At 43.6% G+C, this 20,015-nt stretch carries 21 protein-coding genes; 16 read left to right on the forward strand and 5 right to left on the reverse strand.

The features are described from left to right. The first annotated feature begins 31 nt into the window (after positions 1-31). Both E5A76_RS00580 and nqrM read left to right on the forward strand, forming a co-directional pair. Complete coding sequence (locus E5A76_RS00580) at positions 32-502, forward strand: NifB/NifX family molybdenum-iron cluster-binding protein (protein ID WP_161117800.1); 471 nt, start codon at positions 32-34, stop codon at positions 500-502. Then, the gene (nqrM, locus tag E5A76_RS00585; RefSeq protein WP_008987989.1) at positions 499-702 is read left to right on the forward strand and encodes a (Na+)-NQR maturation NqrM; all 204 of its coding nucleotides are present in this window, start codon (positions 499-501) and stop codon (positions 700-702) included. Before E5A76_RS00580 ends, nqrM begins: the two co-directional genes overlap by 4 nt. A gap of 44 nt (positions 703-746) precedes the next feature. Here nqrM and E5A76_RS00590 read toward each other — a convergent pair whose 3' ends face one another. Beyond that, positions 747-1,703 (reverse strand): LysR family transcriptional regulator, encoded by a 957-nt coding sequence (locus tag E5A76_RS00590; protein ID WP_161117801.1) that lies wholly within the window; start codon positions 1,701-1,703, stop codon positions 747-749. A gap of 236 nt (positions 1,704-1,939) precedes the next feature. Here E5A76_RS00590 and E5A76_RS00595 point away from each other — a divergent pair, with 236 nt between their 5' ends. Next, a complete protein-coding gene (locus E5A76_RS00595; RefSeq protein WP_107167258.1) occupies positions 1,940-3,070 on the forward strand; it encodes a patatin-like phospholipase family protein in 1,131 nt (376 codons plus the stop codon). 80 nt (positions 3,071-3,150) lie between these two features. Here E5A76_RS00595 and E5A76_RS00600 read toward each other — a convergent pair whose 3' ends face one another. Both E5A76_RS00600 and ygfZ read right to left on the reverse strand, forming a co-directional pair. Continuing rightward, positions 3,151-3,630 (reverse strand): aminoacyl-tRNA deacylase, encoded by a 480-nt coding sequence (locus E5A76_RS00600; protein WP_181319901.1) that lies wholly within the window; start codon positions 3,628-3,630, stop codon positions 3,151-3,153. Further along, entirely contained in the window at positions 3,620-4,603 is a 984-nt protein-coding gene (gene ygfZ / locus E5A76_RS00605; protein WP_161117802.1) for a tRNA-modifying protein YgfZ, read from the reverse strand. The genes E5A76_RS00600 and ygfZ overlap by 11 nt, the downstream gene beginning before the upstream one ends. A gap of 249 nt (positions 4,604-4,852) precedes the next feature. Here ygfZ and E5A76_RS00610 point away from each other — a divergent pair, with 249 nt between their 5' ends. Further along, positions 4,853-5,113: an FAD assembly factor SdhE gene (locus E5A76_RS00610; RefSeq protein ID WP_023933531.1), complete on the forward strand. Its 261-nt coding sequence runs from the start codon at positions 4,853-4,855 to the stop codon at positions 5,111-5,113. Next, positions 5,085-5,498 carry a protein YgfX gene (locus E5A76_RS00615; protein ID WP_161117813.1) on the forward strand — a complete coding sequence of 138 codons (414 nt, stop codon included), beginning with the start codon at positions 5,085-5,087 and terminating at the stop codon, positions 5,496-5,498. Before E5A76_RS00610 ends, E5A76_RS00615 begins: the two co-directional genes overlap by 29 nt. A 251-nt stretch (positions 5,499-5,749) precedes the next feature. Here E5A76_RS00615 and nadB read toward each other — a convergent pair whose 3' ends face one another. Then, on the reverse strand, positions 5,750-7,366 hold the full coding sequence (gene nadB / locus E5A76_RS00620; protein ID WP_161117803.1) for an L-aspartate oxidase: 1,617 nt from the start codon (positions 7,364-7,366) through the stop codon (positions 5,750-5,752). Positions 7,367-7,933: 567 nt separating this feature from the next. Between nadB and rpoE the strand changes: the two genes are divergently transcribed. The 11 genes from rpoE to acpS all read left to right on the forward strand — a co-directional run bounded on the left by rpoE (position 7,934) and on the right by acpS (position 17,014). Next, the gene (gene rpoE / locus E5A76_RS00625; protein WP_008987998.1) at positions 7,934-8,512 is read left to right on the forward strand and encodes an RNA polymerase sigma factor RpoE; all 579 of its coding nucleotides are present in this window, start codon (positions 7,934-7,936) and stop codon (positions 8,510-8,512) included. Positions 8,513-8,535: 23 nt separating this feature from the next. After that, positions 8,536-9,192: a sigma-E factor negative regulatory protein gene (locus tag E5A76_RS00630; RefSeq protein ID WP_181319900.1), complete on the forward strand. Its 657-nt coding sequence runs from the start codon at positions 8,536-8,538 to the stop codon at positions 9,190-9,192. Beyond that, on the forward strand, positions 9,192-10,187 hold the full coding sequence (gene rseB, locus E5A76_RS00635) for a sigma-E factor regulatory protein RseB (protein WP_053987305.1): 996 nt from the start codon (positions 9,192-9,194) through the stop codon (positions 10,185-10,187). Before E5A76_RS00630 ends, rseB begins: the two co-directional genes overlap by 1 nt. Beyond that, a complete protein-coding gene (locus E5A76_RS00640; RefSeq protein ID WP_008988001.1) occupies positions 10,187-10,684 on the forward strand; it encodes a SoxR reducing system RseC family protein in 498 nt (165 codons plus the stop codon). The genes rseB and E5A76_RS00640 overlap by 1 nt, the downstream gene beginning before the upstream one ends. Before the next feature lie 77 nt (positions 10,685-10,761). Further along, entirely contained in the window at positions 10,762-12,558 is a 1,797-nt protein-coding gene (gene lepA, locus E5A76_RS00645; RefSeq protein WP_053987306.1) for a translation elongation factor 4, read from the forward strand. Between the two features lie 142 nt (positions 12,559-12,700). Next, the gene (gene lepB / locus E5A76_RS00650; RefSeq protein WP_161117804.1) at positions 12,701-13,600 is read left to right on the forward strand and encodes a signal peptidase I; all 900 of its coding nucleotides are present in this window, start codon (positions 12,701-12,703) and stop codon (positions 13,598-13,600) included. Between the two features lie 10 nt (positions 13,601-13,610). Beyond that, positions 13,611-14,285 (forward strand): ribonuclease III, encoded by a 675-nt coding sequence (gene rnc, locus E5A76_RS00655; protein WP_053987307.1) that lies wholly within the window; start codon positions 13,611-13,613, stop codon positions 14,283-14,285. Then, complete coding sequence (gene era, locus E5A76_RS00660; protein WP_008988005.1) at positions 14,282-15,187, forward strand: GTPase Era; 906 nt, start codon at positions 14,282-14,284, stop codon at positions 15,185-15,187. The genes rnc and era overlap by 4 nt, the downstream gene beginning before the upstream one ends. A gap of 8 nt (positions 15,188-15,195) precedes the next feature. Continuing rightward, positions 15,196-15,906, forward strand: coding sequence for a DNA repair protein RecO (recO, locus tag E5A76_RS00665; protein WP_053987308.1), 711 nt, complete (start codon positions 15,196-15,198; stop codon positions 15,904-15,906). Next, positions 15,903-16,634, forward strand: coding sequence for a pyridoxine 5'-phosphate synthase (pdxJ, locus tag E5A76_RS00670; protein ID WP_053987309.1), 732 nt, complete (start codon positions 15,903-15,905; stop codon positions 16,632-16,634). The genes recO and pdxJ overlap by 4 nt, the downstream gene beginning before the upstream one ends. Continuing rightward, the gene (gene acpS, locus E5A76_RS00675; RefSeq protein ID WP_053987310.1) at positions 16,634-17,014 is read left to right on the forward strand and encodes a holo-ACP synthase; all 381 of its coding nucleotides are present in this window, start codon (positions 16,634-16,636) and stop codon (positions 17,012-17,014) included. The genes pdxJ and acpS overlap by 1 nt, the downstream gene beginning before the upstream one ends. Positions 17,015-17,101: 87 nt before the next feature. Here acpS and barA read toward each other — a convergent pair whose 3' ends face one another. After that, entirely contained in the window at positions 17,102-19,897 is a 2,796-nt protein-coding gene (gene barA / locus E5A76_RS00680; protein WP_161117805.1) for a two-component sensor histidine kinase BarA, read from the reverse strand. Positions 19,898-20,015: the final 118 nt, after the last annotated feature.

Here is a 20,015-nt window from a genome sequence, read left to right on the forward strand (position 1 = left end):
GATTGCTTGTTTCAGTTAGTGAGGAATAGTTATGTCAATGGCAATTGCATTAACGCCACGTGATCAAGTTGCAGGACACTTTGGTAAAGCCGCGGCTTTCGCTGTTTATGATCAGTATGGGCTGTTCGTGACGAAAATTGAGAATGCGGGTAGTCGTGAGCTTGGATGTAAACATAAGAAAGTGATCCAACGTCAGCTGGCTGAATATGGTGTATCTGAAATTGTATTAGGCAACATTGGTCAACGTTCACTGGCTCGATTATTAAATGCTGGCTTTAATGTGAGCCGCGTTGCTCCTCGTACTGCATTGAGTGATGTTCTTAATGGCTCTGTAAATAAAGAAGCGTTAACGTCTGCGGAGCAAGGTCGTGATTGTAAGCGTGAAAAAGGCGCTTGTGGTTGCGGGTGTGGCAGTAAGAAAAAAGCACCTGTTGCTAAAGTAGGTATGTCATCACTCGCCCCAATGAGTAGTTTAGCGAAAATTGGTGGCTTTAAACTATGACCACATTTTTATTAACACTAGGGATCTTCTTTATTGTGATCCTAGCAATGGCGATTGGCTGGTTTTTAAAACAACGGACTATCAGTGGTAGCTGTGGTGGTTTAGCTAATGTCGGGGTAGATAAAGAATGTAACTGCGACGAGCCGTGTGATGAACACAAGCTATACCAAATTCAAGAACCAAGCGCCGGACATAAATAACTCAATCAGCAGAGTGTTGTCATACTCTGCTTGTTTATTGCTACTTACTTTTGTTTTAGCTGCTTAACTTGCTCTATCACCGTTTTTGCTACCAGTTGACGTAACCATTCATTACGTGGGTGAGTCGCATTGCGGTGCAGCCATAGCAAGCGAATATCAAAATCAGCAATGTCGACAGGTGCTGGGCATTGAGTCAAATCATCGTGAAACAAATCTAATTGTGCCATTAGTCGAGATACCACACAGAGTAAGTCTCTACCTTTTAACAAGTGACGTATGGTCAGAAAGTTACGTGATCCTACCGCCACTTGGCGTTCCAGCGCATGATGTTTGAGTTGGTTATCTACCTGAGTGATCAACTGTCCATCCGGTGAGACTAAAGCATGCGGATGCTGGCTATATTGCGCTAATGTTATTGGTGCTTGAAGCCCTGTGGCTTTGCTATCAAATAAACAAACATGATCTTCGGTGTACAGATATTCGCTGCTGATCTCTTTTCCCATATTGGTCATAGAGCCAATCACGACATCTAATTGTTGCTCACTAAAGACGGTTTGATAGTTATGGCGATCAACATTAAAAAAGCTGAGATGGCTGTTAGGTGCAAGGTCATGAACAGCATCGAAAATGGCTGGTGCAAATAGTAATTCTGCATAATCCGTTAAGCCAACCTTAAAGGTGCCGTTAAAGCATTTCGGCTCGAAACTACTTGGCTGTAATAGCTCGTTAGTTACAAGGTTAAGGATATTCTCGACGGTAACAGAGAGCTCTAATGCCTTTTGAGTCGGGAGCATATGATGCCCTTGACGCTCAAATAAAGGATCGTTTAGCAATTGGCGTAAGCGAGATAAATTATGGCTCATTGCCGATTGACCAATAGCAAGCTTATTGGCAGCTTTCGTTACACTTTGGGTTTCCATTAAAGCAGAAAAGGCAATGATAAGGTTGAGATCTACACCGCGCCAGTTGATGTCTTTTTTATGTGAAGATGATGAAGCCATAGTGAGGAATACCTAAAATAAAAATGCTGCCAATGGTATGAGAGAAAGCCTTAAAGCAGTGCACTTGTAGCACAAGGAGTGTTGGTTACAACGATTTGATATGCAATTATTTGCAATTGATAAATTACAGCTTGTGAATCTGCTTTGTTTTATATCTATTATCCGTTTTTTTAGCAAGCCGATGGTTTTTTAATCTGTAGAGTAGTGATTGGACTCATCTGATAAAAGGGATAAAGATGGCTAGAACACGTACAAAGAAAAAACCAAAGGTTTGCCTTGTACTACAAGGTGGCGGCGCACTTGGTGCTTATCATATCGGTGCGTATCAAGCATTAGAAGAAGCTGGGTATATTCCAGATTGGTTTGCAGGCATTTCTATTGGTGCGCTGAATAGCGCTATCCTTGCAGGTAATAAACCAGAAGATCGTTTAGAGAAGCTAACCGAATTTTGGCAACGCATTTCAAGACCTGAAACGGATGTCGATCTACCGTTAGAAATGGCACCGATGTTCAATATGTTTAGTGCATCACAAGCACTAATGATCGGACAACCTGACTTTTTCACTCCTCGATTGATTAACCCTTGGTTAGCACTGCCTGGGGAAGCTGCAACCAGCTTCTATGACACAAGTCCACTATTTACAACCCTTAATGAATTGGCTGATTTTTCATTGATCAATCAGCAAAAAGCCCGTTTAACAGTGGGCGCAACATGTGTTACTGATGGTAATTTAGTGTTCTTTGATAGCCAACGCCAACCACTACAGGCTGCGCACGCTGTGGCAAGTGGTTCATTACCTCCGGGTTTCCCGGCAACGAAAATTGGTGAAGATTATTATTGGGATGGTGGTTGTGTATCGAATTCGCCAATTAATGGTATTTTAGATCTGGCAGAAGAAGATGAAGATTTATTGATCTTCATGGTCGATCTTTGGAATGCCAAAGGCGAGTTACCGCAAACCATGAGTGAAGTGCTGTGGCGTGAAAAAGAGATCCAATATGCAAGTCGCTCATGCGAGCATGTAGAAGCATTAGTAGCGAAACGTAATCTTGATCATATTATGGGTAAGTCACCAGAAGTGGTCGACAGTGAGCAAGTACCGGATGTCACTTCGCTAAAAGCGGGTAAGAAGATTGATATCGTGCATATCACCTTTAATCCGTTGAAAGGACATATTCCATTGAGTGATGCAGAGTTTTCTCGTCGTTCAATTCGTCTTCGTCGAGAAGCGGGATATGAAGATATGGTACAGGCGATCCAAGAGTCACCTTGGACACAACGCAGTGCTAAATTACCAGCACACTTCCATCGTCGTCACAGTCACGGTAGTTGGATTGAAGAGCAAAAAATTGATAAAGCGAGTTAAGCCAATAAGTTGCAAATAGATAAACAAAAGCCCCTGTTTGATAGGGGCTTTATTATTGAAAGTGCATATTTTTATATGGCTCAGTCTCGGCTGATATCACCAAACATAGGATCACATAAGATCACTAAATCGTCGGTAGCTAACTCTAGCCCAGCCATACGATCACCACTGCTAATGTTGACCTTAGTATGTTGCTCAATTTGATGATCGAAAATAACAGGCAGTGGGCGTTTTAACCCTAATGGCGCCACGGTGCCGATCACTAATCCAGTGATCTTTTCAACATCAGCAGCATCGGCACAGGTCATACGGCGACAGCCAAATAATTCACGTACCTTTTTCGGATCAACTGCATTTGGCCCTGGAACACAAGCTAGTACATGAAAGCCTGCCATGTCTTTAAGCAAAATAGATTTCACCATTTGCTTGGGATCAACTCCACGCTCTTGCGCTGCTTCTTCAATGGTTTTTGCCGGTTTGCTATGAGGAAGCAGGCGATAATCAACACCTTCTTCATCTAAAAAACGGGTAACCGCAGTATCGATAGAATTATGCGTCATCATCTAAAGCATAAGGCAGTGATTGTTTTTCCCAAATCGCTTCAGGTTGTGCTTCAAAACGAAATTGCGTGTCTTCGTCGAGATCATTTGGTAATACAACCAGCGCCATTGCTTGATTGTCATTAAATTGGAATCCTGCGATCACGCTACCGCCTTTGCGCCAGTTTTCACCGACGCTACGTTCAAGTGCATCACCAGCTTGCGGGCATTGTGTCGCTTCACCTGTCACGATGTACATTGCACGTTTATTAATTCCACGGTATTTAGCACGAGCGACAGTCTCTTGGCCTGTGTAACAACCTTTTTTGAAGCTAATACCATTGACGGCTTGTAGGTTCATTGCTTGAGGGATGAATTCAAGCTCTGTCGCGCTATCAACACGCGGTAGGGCCGCGTTAATATCGTAGAGATCCCAAAGTGTTGAATCAGAAAGCGTCGCGTTAGCAGCAAAGTGCTGTGCGATGGTTTCTGCGTGCTCTGGCGATGCGATGATAAACCAACGTTGTGCATCCACTTTGACTGCTGTTGCGATGTCATTGTGGCGTACATCGTCACCTTCAGTGAAGTATGCATCAATTGCAGCTTGCGCTTGTTCACCACTTAAACCTAACACGATGTTATCAGATGGCGTGATGTCTGTTTTAGAGAAGACCGCGTACTTTTTCAACTCAGGAATTTGGGTTGCCATTACGCTTTGACGTTGCAGGTAGCCATAGCCATTTTCGATGTGAAAAAGGTGCATGACAGTGCGCATTTTACCCTTAGCGTCACAATGGGCTGCCAGCGTTGATTTGCCTGCTTCTAGTGATACAACGTCGCAGGTTAACTGACCTTGTAAATACGCTTTACTGTCAGGGCCAATTAAAGTGACCATACCCCAGTCATCAAGCTTACTTAATGCTAAGGCTGGAAGAGGATCTTGCGATGATAGCGCAAGCGGCGCAAAAGTGAGGTTAGTTGACCAAGTACTCATATCTCTGTCCACAGAATGTTGTCATTATTACGACATGGTATACCAAGTGAATAAAATAATTAACCATCGCACGATTGTGGTGATGTGGGCTACTCTCGATAAAGTAATATTTACTGATCATAGGTCTCATCTTTGACGATTGCTTGTTTAAGCTCATGGTCGGTGGGGGATGGCACTGCTACTATAAATAACTGTTTATCTTTGTTTTAAAACTACAGCAGCCTGTAGTTATGGTTATTGAGGTTAAGTATGTTAAGCGCAGAAGATAAAGCACGAGTTAAATGGGCATGTCGCCGTGGAATGCTAGAGCTTGATGTGATTATTATGCCGTTTTTTGAAGAGCGCTTTGATGGTTTATCAGAGCAGCAGCAGCAAGACTTTATTGATCTGCTAACGTGTGACGATCCTGATCTGTTTACGTGGATGATGCAGCATGGTCGCAGTGACAATGAAGCGTATGCAAATATGGTGGATATGATTGTTGCTCACAACAACAGTAAACTACGCTGATTTTTATTTAACACCCTCCAAATTACATCTAGCTACACTCTGTTTTGGTTATCTGAGTGTGGCTACTTTCCTTTTTATTATTACGCCTCTTTTCTGGCTTCCTATCGCCTTATTACTGTGTGAGTTACTGCTTGATGAAGGGTTACAAAGCGCAGCTTATGCTTATCAATTGCAAGGCTCAGTTCGGATCTCCTCACAAGGTGATGTGTATTATCGTCATCAACAGGGCAAGATTGTTTATCTGCGCCCCTTAACCCGTTGGTTGATTGTTTTACGAGTACAAGGCTTAGATCACCAGTGGTTGTTAGTGTGGCGAGACAGTTGCACTGATGCGAGTTATCGAACCTTAAAAATGTTCACTTATTTACACTTTTCACCACGTTAGCTTTTTTCATTCGTTAATATTCTCCAAAGTCGATTGTAAGCTGAATTCCGATTTTTTATTCCGTGTTAAGAAGCGAATGGGACTTAGTACAATTTCTGCGTTTACTTTGGTTTCAGTACCTTAGCAGAGTAGTTGAAGAGTTAAATAAAGCAATAACAGGTTATCGCGTTTAGTGACATTCATCAGCTTATTAATTGAAATAAAAATCCCGACACGCTGTCGGGATTTTTCATGATTGGAATTGCGAAGTATTAATGATTGTCAGGCGTTAATACGGTTGGTTTCGCATTATTGTCGAGTTCGGGGTAATCCAAGGTGTAATGTAAACCTCGGCTTTCTTTACGCTCAATGGCACAACGAATGATTAACTCGGCAACTAATACGAGGTTTCGTAACTCCAATAAGTTGTTGGATACGCGGAAGTTACTGTAATACTCGTTGATTTCGTTTTTGAGTAATTCAATACGGTTCATAGCACGCTCTAAACGTTTGGTTGAGCGCACAATACCGACGTAATCCCACATAAAGAGACGCAATTCGTGCCAGTTATGTTGGATAACTACCTCTTCATCAGAGTTGCTAACTTGGCTTTCATCCCACGTAGGTAAGGCGGGTGGAATGGCAACACTGTTGAGCTTACTTTGAATATCTTTCGCTGCAGACCATGCATAAACCACACACTCTAATAGTGAGTTAGAGGCCATGCGGTTAGCACCATGTAAGCCGGTATAACTGACTTCACCTATGGCGTATAAACCATCGATATCGGTTTTACCTTTTTTATCGACCATCACACCACCACAGGTATAGTGGGCGGCAGGGACAATAGGGATTGGCTCTTTGGTGATATCAATCCCATAGCTTTGCAGCTTTTCATCAATCATAGGGAAATGCTTTTTGACAAAATCTGCTGGTTTATGGCTGATATCAAGGTACATGCAGTCAGCACCTAAACGCTTCATTTCATAGTCGATGGCACGAGCAACAATATCACGCGGTGCAAGTTCGGCTCGCTCATCAAAGTCAGGCATAAAACGAGTGCCATCAGGGCGACGTAAATAAGCGCCTTCACCGCGAAGTGCTTCGGTTAATAAGAAGGTTTGGGCTTCAGGGTGGAACAAGCAGGTGGGATGAAATTGGTTAAATTCAAGATTAGCCACACGACAACCAGCACGCCACGCCATGGCAATACCATCACCGGAAGAGACATCTGGGTTAGATGTATACTGGTAGACTTTTGATGCGCCGCCTGTAGCGAGAATAACGAATTTCGCGGATAGGGTTTCTACTATCTCTTTGTCGCGGTTCCAAACATAAGCACCTAAAACACGATTTGAATCTGCATCTGGGTTTAGTTTTTTCTCAGTGATCAGATCAAGGGCGTTGTGGCGCTCTAAAATCGTAATGTTTGGGTGATTACGGGCTTGCTCTTGTAGCGAGGTTTGCATCGCCATACCTGTTGCATCAGCGGCATGCAAAATTCGACGATGACTATGACCGCCTTCACGGGTTAAGTGAAAACGTGGGTTTTCATCGTTATCGGATTCTTCACGATCAAAAGGCACACCACCATCAATGAGCCATTGAACACATTCTTTGGCGTTTTCTGCAATAAAACGTACTACGTCTTGCTCACATAAATGTGCGCCAGCAATTAGCGTATCTTCGACATGAGAGTCAATACTATCGGCTTCATCAAAGACTGCCGCGATACCGCCTTGTGCGTAATATGTAGCGCCTTCACTGAGAGGCCCTTTACACAATACAGTGACATTGGCAGAAGAGGAAAGATGGAGTGCTAATGATAGTCCAGCAGCGCCGCTGCCAATAACCAGTACATCGCAATGATGTTGATGAGTCTGATCCATATGTGATCTCATATCCTTTTGTTATCTGCTTGTATCCTATCAAAAAAATGTCGTATCCGCACATTTATTGTATGACAAATAATCGAGTAGTTTGTTAATTGGACTACTATATTTTATTCATTTTCTTTCTACTTATGACTCTTATCACTGATACGGCTAAGGTAGAGGCTGGGATAAAAAAGTTATATCAAGCAATAATCCCTAAAGTTGTCATTAATTTTGCTTTTTTCGTAGTGAAAAGCCCGTTAGTATCATTAATTAGGGTAAGATGCATCTAATGTGGTGTTTTGTACATCAGTCACAGTGATAGAAAAAAGTTAATAATAAGCTGAATTTATTTTGTGGGCGTAGGAACTTTGCCATTATCCTCCGGTCATAAATAGTGCTCATGCTCATAAATATTTCATAACTCAATGATTTATTTAAGGTGACACTTGGCTTGTTAGGGCTACCACACCAAATAAATCATGATATAGCATTTTTAGTAGAGCACTTTACACAAGTATGGGTGGCTCTATTTTGCTAATGCAATATTGAGTAAAGACAGATATAGGAGTACACGCTCGAATGAGCGAGCAGCAAACTGATCAGGTATTAATCGAGCGAGTACAGCGGGGAGATAAGCAAGCTTTCAACCTTCTGGTTATTAAATACCAGAATAAAGTTTGTAACCTTGTATCGCGCTATGTCAGCAATTCTGGTGATGTGCCAGATGTGGCACAGGAAGCGTTTATCAAAGCGTACCGTGCATTGCCAACATTCCGTGGTGAAAGTGCCTTCTATACTTGGCTCTACCGTATTGCAGTAAATACGGCAAAAAACTATTTAGTCGCTCAGGGACGCCGACCGCCTGCATCTGACGTAGATGCAGAAGAAGCGGAATACTATGAAAGTGGTAGCGCGATGAAAGAAATTTCGAACCCTGAGAACCAAATGTTGTCAGATGAATTGAAGCGAGTTGTTTTTAGCACGATTGAAGCGCTACCTGACGATCTCAAAACCGCAATCTCATTACGTGAACTGGATGGTCTAAGTTATGAGGAAATTGCTGAAGTGATGGGATGTCCTGTAGGGACAGTTCGTTCTCGTATATTCCGTGCACGTGAGGCGGTTGAAAAACGTATCCGTCCTCTCATGCAGCAATGATGTTGCACCCAACGGTGGAAAAAATGGCTGATAAAGAAAAGATCTCCGCACTATTTGATGGCGAAGAGCTAGATCAGAGCATTATTAATGCGCTGACTGTTGACAAAGAAGATGAGCTGACATGGCGCGATTACTCGTTAATTGGTGACGTCATGCGAGGTGATGCTCCGCAATGCAAGGAATGGAATATTGCAGCGAATGTCGCGTTAGCGCTAGACGATGAACCTGCCCATTCTGTTGGTGCAATTGAAACACCAGTTGAAGTGGTTTCTGTATCAACACAACAAACAATTGAAGAGCAACCGACACCATTTAAAGCCAAGCGCACTTTACCTGCATGGCTGACCCAATTTGGCCAAGTGGCCGTTGCGGCTTGTGTCTCTTTAGCTGTGATTGTTGGCGTTCAACAGTATGACGGTGGCGATAATGCATCAAGCTCAACAGGTAATGACGTCCCAGTATTACAAACCATTCCGTTTACAGGTAAAGCGGAACCGGTAAGTTTAAATACCAGTATGGAAGCAGATACGAACCGTGCACCAACTGAAGCTCAGTTAATGGAGCAGCGCCGTCGTATTAACGCTATGCTGCAAGATTACGAACTGCGATTGCGCTTCAACGCCCAAGATGGCAGTTTGGATCACTCTTTACTTCAACAAAATCATTCTGTGGCGGATTAATGAAAAAAATTCTGGTCGGTGCCGTTGCATTGGTCAGCCTGCTATTGCCACTCCAAGCCTCTGCTGAAGCTGAAAAGCCTTCGGCAGAGGCTTTGTTGCTTCAAATGGAGCAGGCAAGCCAAGCGCTGAGTTACGAAATCTCTTATATCAGAGTAAAAAAGAACAGTATTGATACCCTGCGTTATCGTCATGCGCTTGAAGATGGACAAGGGTATAGCCATTTATTGTATTTAAGTGGCCCTCCTCAAGAGGTTATTCAGCGTGGTAACGAAGTGAGTTACTTCGAGCCAGGGCTTGATCCATTTACAGTGATCAGCAATAAAATGGTCGCGCCTGTAATGCCATTAATGAAAGTCGACATTAAAGACTTAGCCCATTACTACGATTTTATTTCCATGGGGCGTGCTCGTGAAGCGGGCGTGACTTGCGATGTAGTACGCATTGCGCCGAAAGACGGTGCTCGTTACTCTTATTTAGTGTGGATTGATCAACTAAGCCATTTAGTGATGCGTGCTGATTTATTGGATCGTAATGGTGACTTATTAGAGCAGTTCCGTGCAGTCTCTTACGCGGTGAATCCTAAAGTCGCTGAAATGCTAAGTAAACTGAAAGCAGTGAAATTACCTGAAGTGCTGAAGCTACTTATTCAGAAAAAAGCGAACCTTGACTGGAAAGTGTCATGGTTACCAGATGGTTTTAAGTTGATTTCAGGGGATCGCCATCGTGTATTGATTACTGAGCGTCCTGTTGAAAGTCGTATGTACAGCGATGGTTTGTTTAGCTTCTCTGTGTATGTGTCAGATATTGATAGTTACGCAATAAGTGGTCAGTTAGTTCGTCAAGGTCGTCGTACATTAAGCAATATTGTTAAAGACAATAAAGAAATTACTGTAGTGGGGGATATTCCACCGTCCACTGCACGACAAATTGCAGAAAGTGTGACTTTCGATAACACTAAAGGTACACAAGCAAAGGCTGGAGTAGGTAATCAGTAATGATGCGCACGTTAGCAACAGTGACGGCAGTGGATAAAGGGGCGGTAACAGTCAGTTGCCAGCAACAAACCAGCTGTGGTCATTGTGCATCACGGGAGAGTTGCGGTACGGGTATTGTGAGTAAAGCAATACCTGGTCGTGTTCATGATATAAAAATCATGACCAAATCCCCGTTAACTATTGGGCAAGTGGTAGAAATCGGTTTATCCGAGCGAAGTATGTTAAGCTCCGCGCTATTAGTTTATATGCTACCACTGCTATTTTTAGTTTTGGGTAGTGCTCTAGGGCAATGGGTATTTATTGATTTAGCGGGAAGTAATGAGCTAGGTGTTATTGGCTCTGCAGCGATAGCTACCACTGTTGGATTACTTATTGCACGATACTACGCCAAACGTTTAGAGGGTAATTCTGCCTATAAGCCAACCCTTATTCGAGTTCTCGGCGCACCGATTTCATCAGATAAGCTGATAAATGCCGCATCGAAAGATAGCGAGTAGCGTTTAAATTCGGTAGAATCCGACAACTTGATCGTAAGATCCCATTCATTTTAATCACGAGCTAGTCACGCCAATTCATGAAGCACATTCGTAACTTTTCGATTATCGCACATATCGACCATGGTAAGTCGACCTTATCCGACCGTCTAATTCAAGTTTGTGGCGGCCTTTCTGATCGAGAAATGGCTGCGCAGGTTTTGGATTCCATGGATCTTGAACGCGAACGCGGTATTACTATCAAAGCCCAGAGCGTGACGCTCGATTACACGGCTAAAGATGGTGAGACTTATCAATTAAACTTTATCGACACACCGGGACACGTTGACTTCTCATACGAAGTATCACGTTCACTTGCAGCTTGTGAAGGCGCATTGCTGGTGGTTGATGCTGGTCAAGGTGTAGAAGCTCAGACGCTAGCTAACTGTTATACAGCTATCGAAATGGACTTAGAAGTAGTGCCAATCCTAAACAAGATTGACTTACCTGCTGCTGAACCAGAGCGTGTATCAGAAGAAATTGAAGAAATTGTTGGTATCGATGCTATTGATGCGGTTCGCTGTTCAGCGAAAACCGGCCTAGGCGTTGATGACGTACTTGAAAAAATTGTAGAAGCAATTCCTGCACCGGAAGGTGATCCTGAAGCGCCACTACAAGCACTGATTATTGACTCATGGTTCGATAACTACTTAGGTGTTGTTTCTTTGGTTCGTATTAAGAACGGTAAACTGAAGAAGAATGACAAGATCAAAGTAATGACCACAGGTCAAGTTTGGGGTGTTGACCGTTTAGGTATCTTCACACCAAAACAAGTGGATAAAACCGAATTAAACACAGGCGAAGTGGGCTGGGTTGTTTGTGGTATTAAAGACATCCTAGGCGCACCTGTAGGTGATACATTAACACTTGCAAAGAATGGCTGTGAAAAACCGCTACCTGGTTTCCAAAAAGTGAAACCACAGGTTTACGCTGGTCTATTCCCTGTATCGTCTGACGATTATGAAAACTTCCGTGATGCACTAGGTAAACTGAGCCTAAACGATGCATCATTGTTCTATGAGCCAGAAAGCTCATCAGCACTAGGTTTTGGTTTCCGTTGTGGCTTCTTGGGTATGCTGCACATGGAGATCATCCAAGAACGTCTTGAGCGTGAATACAACCTAGATCTCATCACCACAGCACCGACTGTAGTGTATGAAGTGAAGAAAACTGACGGTACAACACTGTACGTTGATAGCCCAGCTAAGCTGCCAGCAGTTAACGATATTGAAGTGATCGGTGAGCCGATTGCACGTTGTAATATCCTAGTACCAAGTGATTACCTAGGTAACGTGATCACATTGTGTGTGGAAAAACGTGGCTCGCAGGTAGACATGGTTTACCACGGTAACCAAGTTGCACTGACTTACGACATTCCAATGTCAGAAGTGGTACTGGATTTCTTCGACCGTCTAAAGTCGACTTCTCGTGGTTATGCATCACTGGATTACAACTTCCAGCGTTACGAAGAGTCAGACATGGTTCGTGTTGATATTCTACTAAACGGCGATCGTGTTGATGCCCTAGCGATTATCACGCACAAAGATAACTCTCAAGGTCGTGGTCGTGACTTGGTTGAGAAGATGAAAGAATTCATTCCTCGCCAAATGTTCGATATCGCGATTCAGGCAGCTATCGGTAACCACATCATTGCACGTTCAACAGTGAAGCAGTTACGTAAGAACGTAATCGCGAAATGTTACGGTGGTGACGTGAGCCGTAAGAAGAAACTGTTGCAGAAACAGAAAGAAGGTAAGAAACGTATGAAGCAGATCGGTAACGTTGAACTGCCTCAAGAAGCGTTCCTTGCAATTCTTCATGTGGGTAAAGATAAGTAATCATCTTTAGCTAGCAAGAGTTCGAAACGATAAGAAAGTGCTTATTTATTAATTAAATGGCACTTTCTTTTACTCTGACGCTCTAAATGGGGCAGAGCAGGTCAACAAATGCGTTGTTGATCGAAATAACATAAGGAATAACATGGCAAATACATTTTCGTTGATCCTCGTACTAGCCACGCTAGTGACGGGTATCATTTGGGCACTCGACAAGTTTGTATGGGCACCAAAGCGCAAATTAAAAATCGCAGCAGCTGCTGAGCAATCTGGTGGTCAAGTTGATGCAAAAACGCTAGAAAGTGTTGCGCCACAACCTGCATGGGTTGAATCTGCAAGTTCAATGTTCCCTGTGATTGCATTGATCATGGTATTCCGCTCTTTCATTTATGAACCTTTTCAAATTCCATCAGAATCAATGCTTCCAACGCTATACGTAGGTGATTTTATTCTGGTAGAAAAATTTGCTTATGGCCTACGTGATCCTGTTTTCCACGATAAAATCGTAAGCACGGGCGAGCCTAAGCGCGGTGACGTGGTGGTATTTAAATTCCCGCCACAACCAAAGATTGACTACATTAAGCGTGTTGTTGGTCTACCTGGCGATACTGTTCGTTACAGTGAAGACAAGCAATTGTGTATCCAGCCTAAAGGCACATCTGTATGTAAGCCAGTAAAACTGACTGATATGACAGATAGCGAATTTACTCAAGGCATGGCGCGTTTAGTGCAATTTAACGAACAATTAGGTGATGTGAATCATCACATTCTGATCAACCCATTACGTCGTGATCGTCGTATGGCTTATGAGCCTCGTCCAGGCATAGGTGAGTGGGTTGTGCCAGAAGGAAACTATTTTGTTATGGGTGATAACCGTGACAATAGTGCTGACAGTCGTTACTGGGGCTTTGTGCCAGAAGCGAACTTAGTTGGCAAGGCGGTGGCTATTTGGATCAGTTTTGAATTTGATCGAAAAGCAGATAGTGTACTTCCATCTTGGATCCCTACCGGCGTACGTTTCAATCGTATCGGTAGCATTAAATAATCGAGAGAAAATGACAACTCCAGCGAATAGGCTTCAGCGTAAGCTGGGCTACCAATTTAATAAAAGTGAGTTGATGACATTAGCACTGACACATCGCAGTGCTAATGGCAATCACAATGAGCGTTTAGAATTTCTTGGCGATTCTATTTTAAGCTTTGTTGTTGCTGATGACTTATATCACCGTTTTCCTTCAGTGGATGAAGGTGATATGAGCCGAATGCGTGCAACATTGGTTCGTGGCAAAACATTGGCAGAGCTAGGTCGTGAATTCGAACTAGGCGATCACCTGCTACTTGGCCCAGGCGAATTAAAGAGTGGCGGTTTCCGTCGTGATTCAATTCTAGCGGACTGTGTTGAAGCAATCATTGGCGCAATTTACCTAGATAGCGATATCGAAACAGTACGCCAAATCGTACTGACTTGGTATAAAACACGCCTTGAAACGATTGAGCCAGGCATCAATCAAAAAGACCCTAAGACTCGCTTGCAAGAGTGCTTACAAGGTCGCCGTTTACCGCTACCTGCATATACTGTAATTAAGGTACAAGGTGAAGCTCATAACCAAGAGTTCACGGTACAATGTGACGTAACAGGTTTGGATAAGCCTGTGATCGGCAAAGGCGGCAGTCGGCGCAAGGCAGAGCAGGCAGCAGCAGAACTTGCACTAAATCAGTTGGAATCATGACAGATAAACAACATTGTGGCTTTATTGCCATTGTTGGTCGACCGAATGTCGGTAAATCAACCTTGCTAAACCGTTTAGTGGGACAGAAGCTATCTATTACTTCTCGTAAACCACAAACTACGCGCCACCGTATCATGGGTGTAGACACACGTGATGGCTACCAAGCTGTATACGTTGATACCCCAGGATTACACATCGAAGAAAAACGTACGATTAACCGTTTAATGAACCGTGCTGCAAGCAGTTCATTAACTGATGTTGAATTAGTATTGTTCCTTGTCGATGGCACCATGTGGACTGATGACGATGAGATGGTATTAAACAAGCTGGCGAAAAGTCAGTTACCAACAGTGTTATTGGTTAACAAGGTTGATAATGTTAAAGATAAGCATGAACTATTCCCACACTTGCAAGAGCTTGCAAGCAAGATGGAATTTGTTGATGTGGTTCCTGTGTCAGCAAAGCATGGCACTAACATTGATGCGGTAGAGAAGATCGTACGTGAGCACTTACCTGAATGTGAGTACTACTTCCCTGAAGAATACGTAACCGATCGCTCTCAGCGTTTTATGGCGTCTGAAATTATTCGTGAAAAGCTAATGCGTTTTACGGGTGATGAATTGCCATATTCGGTAACGGTTGAAATCGAACGATTCGACTATAACCCAGAAACTGATGGTTTTGATATCAACGGTTTGATTCTGGTTGAGCGTAAAGGCCAGAAGAAAATGGTGATTGGTAAAGGCGGCGATAAGATCAAAGTGATCGGTCGTGAAGCCCGTTTAGACATGGAAGACTTGTTTGAACGTAAGGTTTACCTTGAACTATGGGTTAAAGTGAAATCAGGTTGGGCAGATGACGAACGTGCACTGCGTAGCCTTGGTTACATCGACGACTTATAAGGGTAGTAATGGAAGGGCTACAGCGTTGTTTTGTCCTTCATTCTCGTCCCTATAGTGAGACGAGCCTGATCCTTGACGTATTCAGTGAGGATCATGGCCGTCTTACTCTTCTCTCTAAAGGCGCTCGTCGTAAGCGTTCTAATCTTAAAGGCACACTGCAACCTTTTACTCCCTTGTTTATGAAGTGGAGTGGCAAAGGCGCGATGCCTGTTCTCACTCATGCTGAGCCCATTAGTATTGGTTTACCGATGCGTAGCTATATTTTATATTCAGCGATGTACGTGAACGAAATCCTAGTGCGAGTCTTAGGCAATCACACCCCGTATCCTCAGTTGTTTCTGGATTATTTGAATGTGCTGCGAGAGCTGGCACAAGCGGATAACCCAGAGCCTGCTTTGCGTCGCTTCGAGCTTTCACTGCTTCATCACCTTGGCTATGGCATTGATTTTCTTCATTGTGCTGGTAGCGGATTAGGTGTTGAAGATGATATGACCTATAACTATCGTGAACAGCAAGGGTTTATTGCTTCAATGAAGATTGGGCAAATGACGTTTAGAGGTAATGAGCTTAAAGCCATTGCAGCTAGGCGATTTGAAACCCCAGAGCAATTGCGTGCAGCAAAACGATTTACAAGGATGGCATTAAAACCGTATCTTGGTTCTAAGCCATTAAAAAGCCGGGAATTGTTTATCCCGCGAGGAAGGAGAATCGGAACATGAACAACATACTACTCGGCGTGAACATTGATCATATTGCCACATTACGTAATGCCCGTGGCACACGTTACCCGGATCCTGTTCATGCAGCAGAAGTGGCAGAGCGTGCAGGCGCTGATGGTATTACTATCCATTTGCGAGAAGATCGTCGACACATTAATGATCGTGACGTGCGCATTCTACGTGAGACGATTCAAACCCGTATGAACTTAGAAATGGCTGTCACTGATGAAATGCTTGCTATCGCCTTGGAAGTGAAACCTGAATATGTTTGCTTGGTGCCAGAAAAGCGTGAAGAGCTCACCACTGAAGGTGGCTTGGATGTGGCAGGTCAGCTTGAGAAAGTAAAAGCGGCAACAGAAAAACTCACTGCAGCTGGGATCAAAGTGTCTCTGTTTATCGATGCTGATCGCGCGCAAATTGATGCGGCACATGCTTGTGGTGCGCCATTTATTGAGCTGCATACGGGTCAATATGCAGAGGCAGCAACAGAAGAAGCGCAATTGGATGAGTTGAAGAAAATTTCAGCAGGCGCGAGCTACGCTCATGATTTAGGCATCAAAGTGAATGCAGGTCATGGTCTGACGTATCACAATGTAAAACCGATTGCAGCGTTGCCGGAGCTTTACGAGCTAAATATTGGCCACTCAATTATGGGACGTGCCATGTTTGATGGTTTAGAAAAAGCCGTTGCTGATATGCGTGACTTAATGCAGGAAGCACGTCGTTAATGGCTATTTTAGGTTTAGGGACAGACATTGCTGAAATTGAACGAGTAGAGAAGGTACTGACTCGTTCAGGTGAGGCGTTTGCTAATAAGATCTTGTCTGACTCTGAGCTTGAACGTTATCAAGAGCTTAAGCTGAAAGGCCGTTTTCTCGCCAAGCGTTTTGCAGTTAAAGAAGCGGCATCGAAAGCACTAGGTACTGGTATTGCCTGTGGTGTGTCTTTTCAAGATTTTACTGTCACCAATGATGAGCGTGGTAAACCCTTGCTTACATTATCAGGTAAGGCGCAAGAGCTAGCGCAGATGATGGGGGTGAATCATGTCCATTTAACGATAGCTGATGAGCGTCGTTATGCGGTGGCAACGGTGATTCTAGAAAGCTAGTGTTCATGCTCTGATAGGTCATAGCGAGATATAATAAAAAGGCGGTAGTTTTGGCTACCGCTTTTTTGATCTTAAAATGAGCACTTGTTAGTGTCGATAATCTTTCGATGCTTTAACGATATTATCCATTTCATCAATCAACTCGAGTAACTCTGGCTCAACATCATCAATGGTCGCATCGGCTTTTAGTGCGGTTTCGATTTCTGAACAGAGGTTTTTCAAGCGAGGAACACCACTGTAAGCACAGCTACCGTGGAGTTTGTGGATCGGTGGCCATAGATCCACATCTTTACCGTCTAATGCTTCATTAACCAGCATTTCCACTTCTGGCATAAAGTCGAGCAGCATTTGTAGCATGTCATGGGCTAAATCTGGCTTACCTGCGGCTTGTTTAAGCGCTAAATCCCAGTCAAAACTGATATTATTATTAGCAACCACGGGTACTGCTGGTACGTTTTCTATCTTCCCTTCAAGCGTGACAGGTGCTCGACTGTTTAAAGCTGTATTAGCTTGTGAGGCTGTTGGTGCAATCCATTTAGCTAAGATCTGTTGCAAAATGTGCTCTTCCAGAGGCTTAGTCAGATAATCATCCATACCTGCATTAATTAAACGCTCGCGCTCGCCAGCCATGGCATGGGCTGTTACGGCAATTACTGGGGTATTTTTATTCAGCGCTGTTTCATGGATTTTCTGACATGCTGTAACGCCGTCCATTTCCGGCATTTGAATGTCCATAAAGATCAAATCAAAAGCTTTATTCTGGGCGTACTCAACAGCCTTTTTACCACCAGTTGCGGTAATAACCGTTTCCACTCGCTCACCGAGCAGGGCGGAGATTAGCTTCAAGTTCGCAGGGTTATCATCAACGGCCATCACCGTTAGTGGTTGCAGCGTTTCTGCGGTGGTTGGTAATAATGGAACTTCCAACTCACTGATGAGCTCATCATCATTATCACATAAGGCTTCAAACAATTTACGCTGCGCCAGTGGTTTACCAAGACAAGCATAAACACCGGTTTGGGTTAGTTTTTCTGAGAGTGCAAGCTCTGTTGTCGGTAAGCAAACCAAGACTTTTTCAGCGGTTTGTTCGGCTTTAAATACATCATTGAGTATGACTGGTAGTGGTGGTTGCTCACCCGGTGATAAACACAATAGGGCAAAGTCATGGCGATCCAGATCATCTGGCATCGAAGCGCGGTAAGTGACATGCACACCAGCTAACATGAGACGTTGCTGGATCACGGATGCGGCTTGCATGTTGGCTTCAACCAGAAGTAATGACTTACCTTCAAGCGAAGTGGTATCAATCGGTTGGGATACAGGCAGATCTGTTTTGTTCATCTTGATAGTGAACCAGAAGGTCGAACCTTGGTGTAAGCGACTGGTTAAGCTCACTTCACCGCCCATTTGGCTGACCAGTTTCTGGGTGATCACCAAACCTAACCCCGTGCCGCCATAACGACGAGAAATACTCGCATCAGCTTGGCTAAAGGCTTGGAATAACTGTGCTTGTTGACGTTCAGAAATACCGATACCAGTATCACGCACCATAAATTGCAGCTCGATGTTGTTATCGATCTCTGATTTCAGTTCAACTGACACATCAATGTTACCGTGTTCAGTAAATTTCACCGCATTACCAATTAAGTTAGTCACCACTTGCTGAATACGCAGTGGATCACCAATCAAGCCTGGTGGAATGCGGTTATCGATTTTCAGCGTTAGCTCAAGACCTTTTTCATGGGCACTAGGTGCAAGCAAACGCATCACTTCATCGAGAGAATCAGTAAAGTCGAATGGAATATTTTCCAGTAACAACTTACCTGCTTCCAGTTTCGAGAAATCAAGAATGTCATTGATGATGGTAAGCAGGTTATTGGCTGAGTTCTCAATGGTTAACAGATAATCTTTCTGGCTGGTATTGAGCTTGGTTTTTAGCATCTGGCGGGTAAAGCCAATCACACCGTTTAGTGGTGTACGTAATTCGTGGGACATATTAGCCAAAAACTCTGACTTCACGCGTGCCGCTTCTTGAGCTCGTTTTTTAGCGATGTCTAACTCAACGTTTTGAATTTCAAGCTGCTCAAGAGTTTCACGCAAATCTGAGGTGGCTTGGTCGATACTTTGTTGCATCTCTATGTGGTATTCCGATAAGGAAATAGCCATGGCGTTAATACCATTTTTCAGCGTATCAAGCTCACCTAATAGGCGACCTTCAATTCGGATATCGAGGTGACCGCGACGGATCCTATCAACGACGCTGATCATATGCGAGATAGGTTGCGTTACGTCCTGCATTAAGCGATAGGCAAAAAGCGATGATAAGGTTAAACCTAACAGCAATACCATTAAGGCAGTGAAGACTTCTTGGTACTGTTGTAAGCGAAGTGAGCTCAGATCTAATTCAATAGCAATGTAACCCAAGGCTTTACCACGCATATCACTGCCGACATTCGAGCCAAACTGCCCTTCAGTTAAAATAGGCGCACGGAGTATTAAAGTATTGTCGGTTAGCTGGGTATCGAGTAGCCGAGGGATTGGCTTTCCTTCGGGATACATGAAGGATTCAAAGTTACGGTGAAAGTTAGATGTTGCGAAAATATGGTTGTGATTATCAAAAACAGCGATGCTGCGAATAATGTCAGAATGCTTTCTATGGGTGTAACCAATTAGCCGACGAATGGCTTCTCGGTTCTTTTCCGTCATGCCGTATTCAGCAGAAATAGCGAGGGGTTCAATGATACTTGCACCGGTCGAAATAAGCTGATGTTCCAGATCCTGATAACGGCTCATGGTAAAAAATGCGCTTAATAATAAGCCGATAATAAGTGTAGGTGCTAATGTCAGAGTGAAGACTCTGGCACGAAGTCCATATCTGGTCATGGTTCTCTTAATTACAAGCAGACAAATCTATGGGAGAATTAGCTCCCATCTGTGGCACTAGGTTAAAGAATCTAGCGCTCTTCGACAAACACTCAATGTCTGAACAGTGAGCAAAATT

It is taken from the genome of Photobacterium lucens (assembly GCF_009873615.1).
Classification (GTDB): Bacteria; Pseudomonadota; Gammaproteobacteria; order Enterobacterales; family Vibrionaceae; genus Photobacterium; species Photobacterium lucens.

Coding starts and splice junctions, on each gene's coding strand:
- E5A76_RS00580 (WP_161117800.1), top strand. CDS start 32: ATGTCAATGGCAATTGCATTAACGCCACGTGATCAAGTTGCAGGACAC.
- nqrM (WP_008987989.1), top strand. CDS start 499: ATGACCACATTTTTATTAACACTAGGGATCTTCTTTATTGTGATCCTA.
- E5A76_RS00590 (WP_161117801.1), bottom strand. CDS start 1,703: ATGGCTTCATCATCTTCACATAAAAAAGACATCAACTGGCGCGGTGTA.
- E5A76_RS00595 (WP_107167258.1), top strand. CDS start 1,940: ATGGCTAGAACACGTACAAAGAAAAAACCAAAGGTTTGCCTTGTACTA.
- E5A76_RS00600 (WP_181319901.1), bottom strand. CDS start 3,630: ATGACGCATAATTCTATCGATACTGCGGTTACCCGTTTTTTAGATGAA.
- ygfZ (WP_161117802.1), bottom strand. CDS start 4,603: ATGAGTACTTGGTCAACTAACCTCACTTTTGCGCCGCTTGCGCTATCA.
- E5A76_RS00610 (WP_023933531.1), top strand. CDS start 4,853: ATGTTAAGCGCAGAAGATAAAGCACGAGTTAAATGGGCATGTCGCCGT.
- nadB (WP_161117803.1), bottom strand. CDS start 7,366: ATGGATCAGACTCATCAACATCATTGCGATGTACTGGTTATTGGCAGC.
- rpoE (WP_008987998.1), top strand. CDS start 7,934: ATGAGCGAGCAGCAAACTGATCAGGTATTAATCGAGCGAGTACAGCGG.
- E5A76_RS00630 (WP_181319900.1), top strand. CDS start 8,536: ATGGCTGATAAAGAAAAGATCTCCGCACTATTTGATGGCGAAGAGCTA.
- rseB (WP_053987305.1), top strand. CDS start 9,192: ATGAAAAAAATTCTGGTCGGTGCCGTTGCATTGGTCAGCCTGCTATTG.
- E5A76_RS00640 (WP_008988001.1), top strand. CDS start 10,187: ATGATGCGCACGTTAGCAACAGTGACGGCAGTGGATAAAGGGGCGGTA.
- lepA (WP_053987306.1), top strand. CDS start 10,762: ATGAAGCACATTCGTAACTTTTCGATTATCGCACATATCGACCATGGT.
- lepB (WP_161117804.1), top strand. CDS start 12,701: ATGGCAAATACATTTTCGTTGATCCTCGTACTAGCCACGCTAGTGACG.
- rnc (WP_053987307.1), top strand. CDS start 13,611: ATGACAACTCCAGCGAATAGGCTTCAGCGTAAGCTGGGCTACCAATTT.
- era (WP_008988005.1), top strand. CDS start 14,282: ATGACAGATAAACAACATTGTGGCTTTATTGCCATTGTTGGTCGACCG.
- recO (WP_053987308.1), top strand. CDS start 15,196: ATGGAAGGGCTACAGCGTTGTTTTGTCCTTCATTCTCGTCCCTATAGT.
- pdxJ (WP_053987309.1), top strand. CDS start 15,903: ATGAACAACATACTACTCGGCGTGAACATTGATCATATTGCCACATTA.
- acpS (WP_053987310.1), top strand. CDS start 16,634: ATGGCTATTTTAGGTTTAGGGACAGACATTGCTGAAATTGAACGAGTA.
- barA (WP_161117805.1), bottom strand. CDS start 19,897: ATGACCAGATATGGACTTCGTGCCAGAGTCTTCACTCTGACATTAGCA.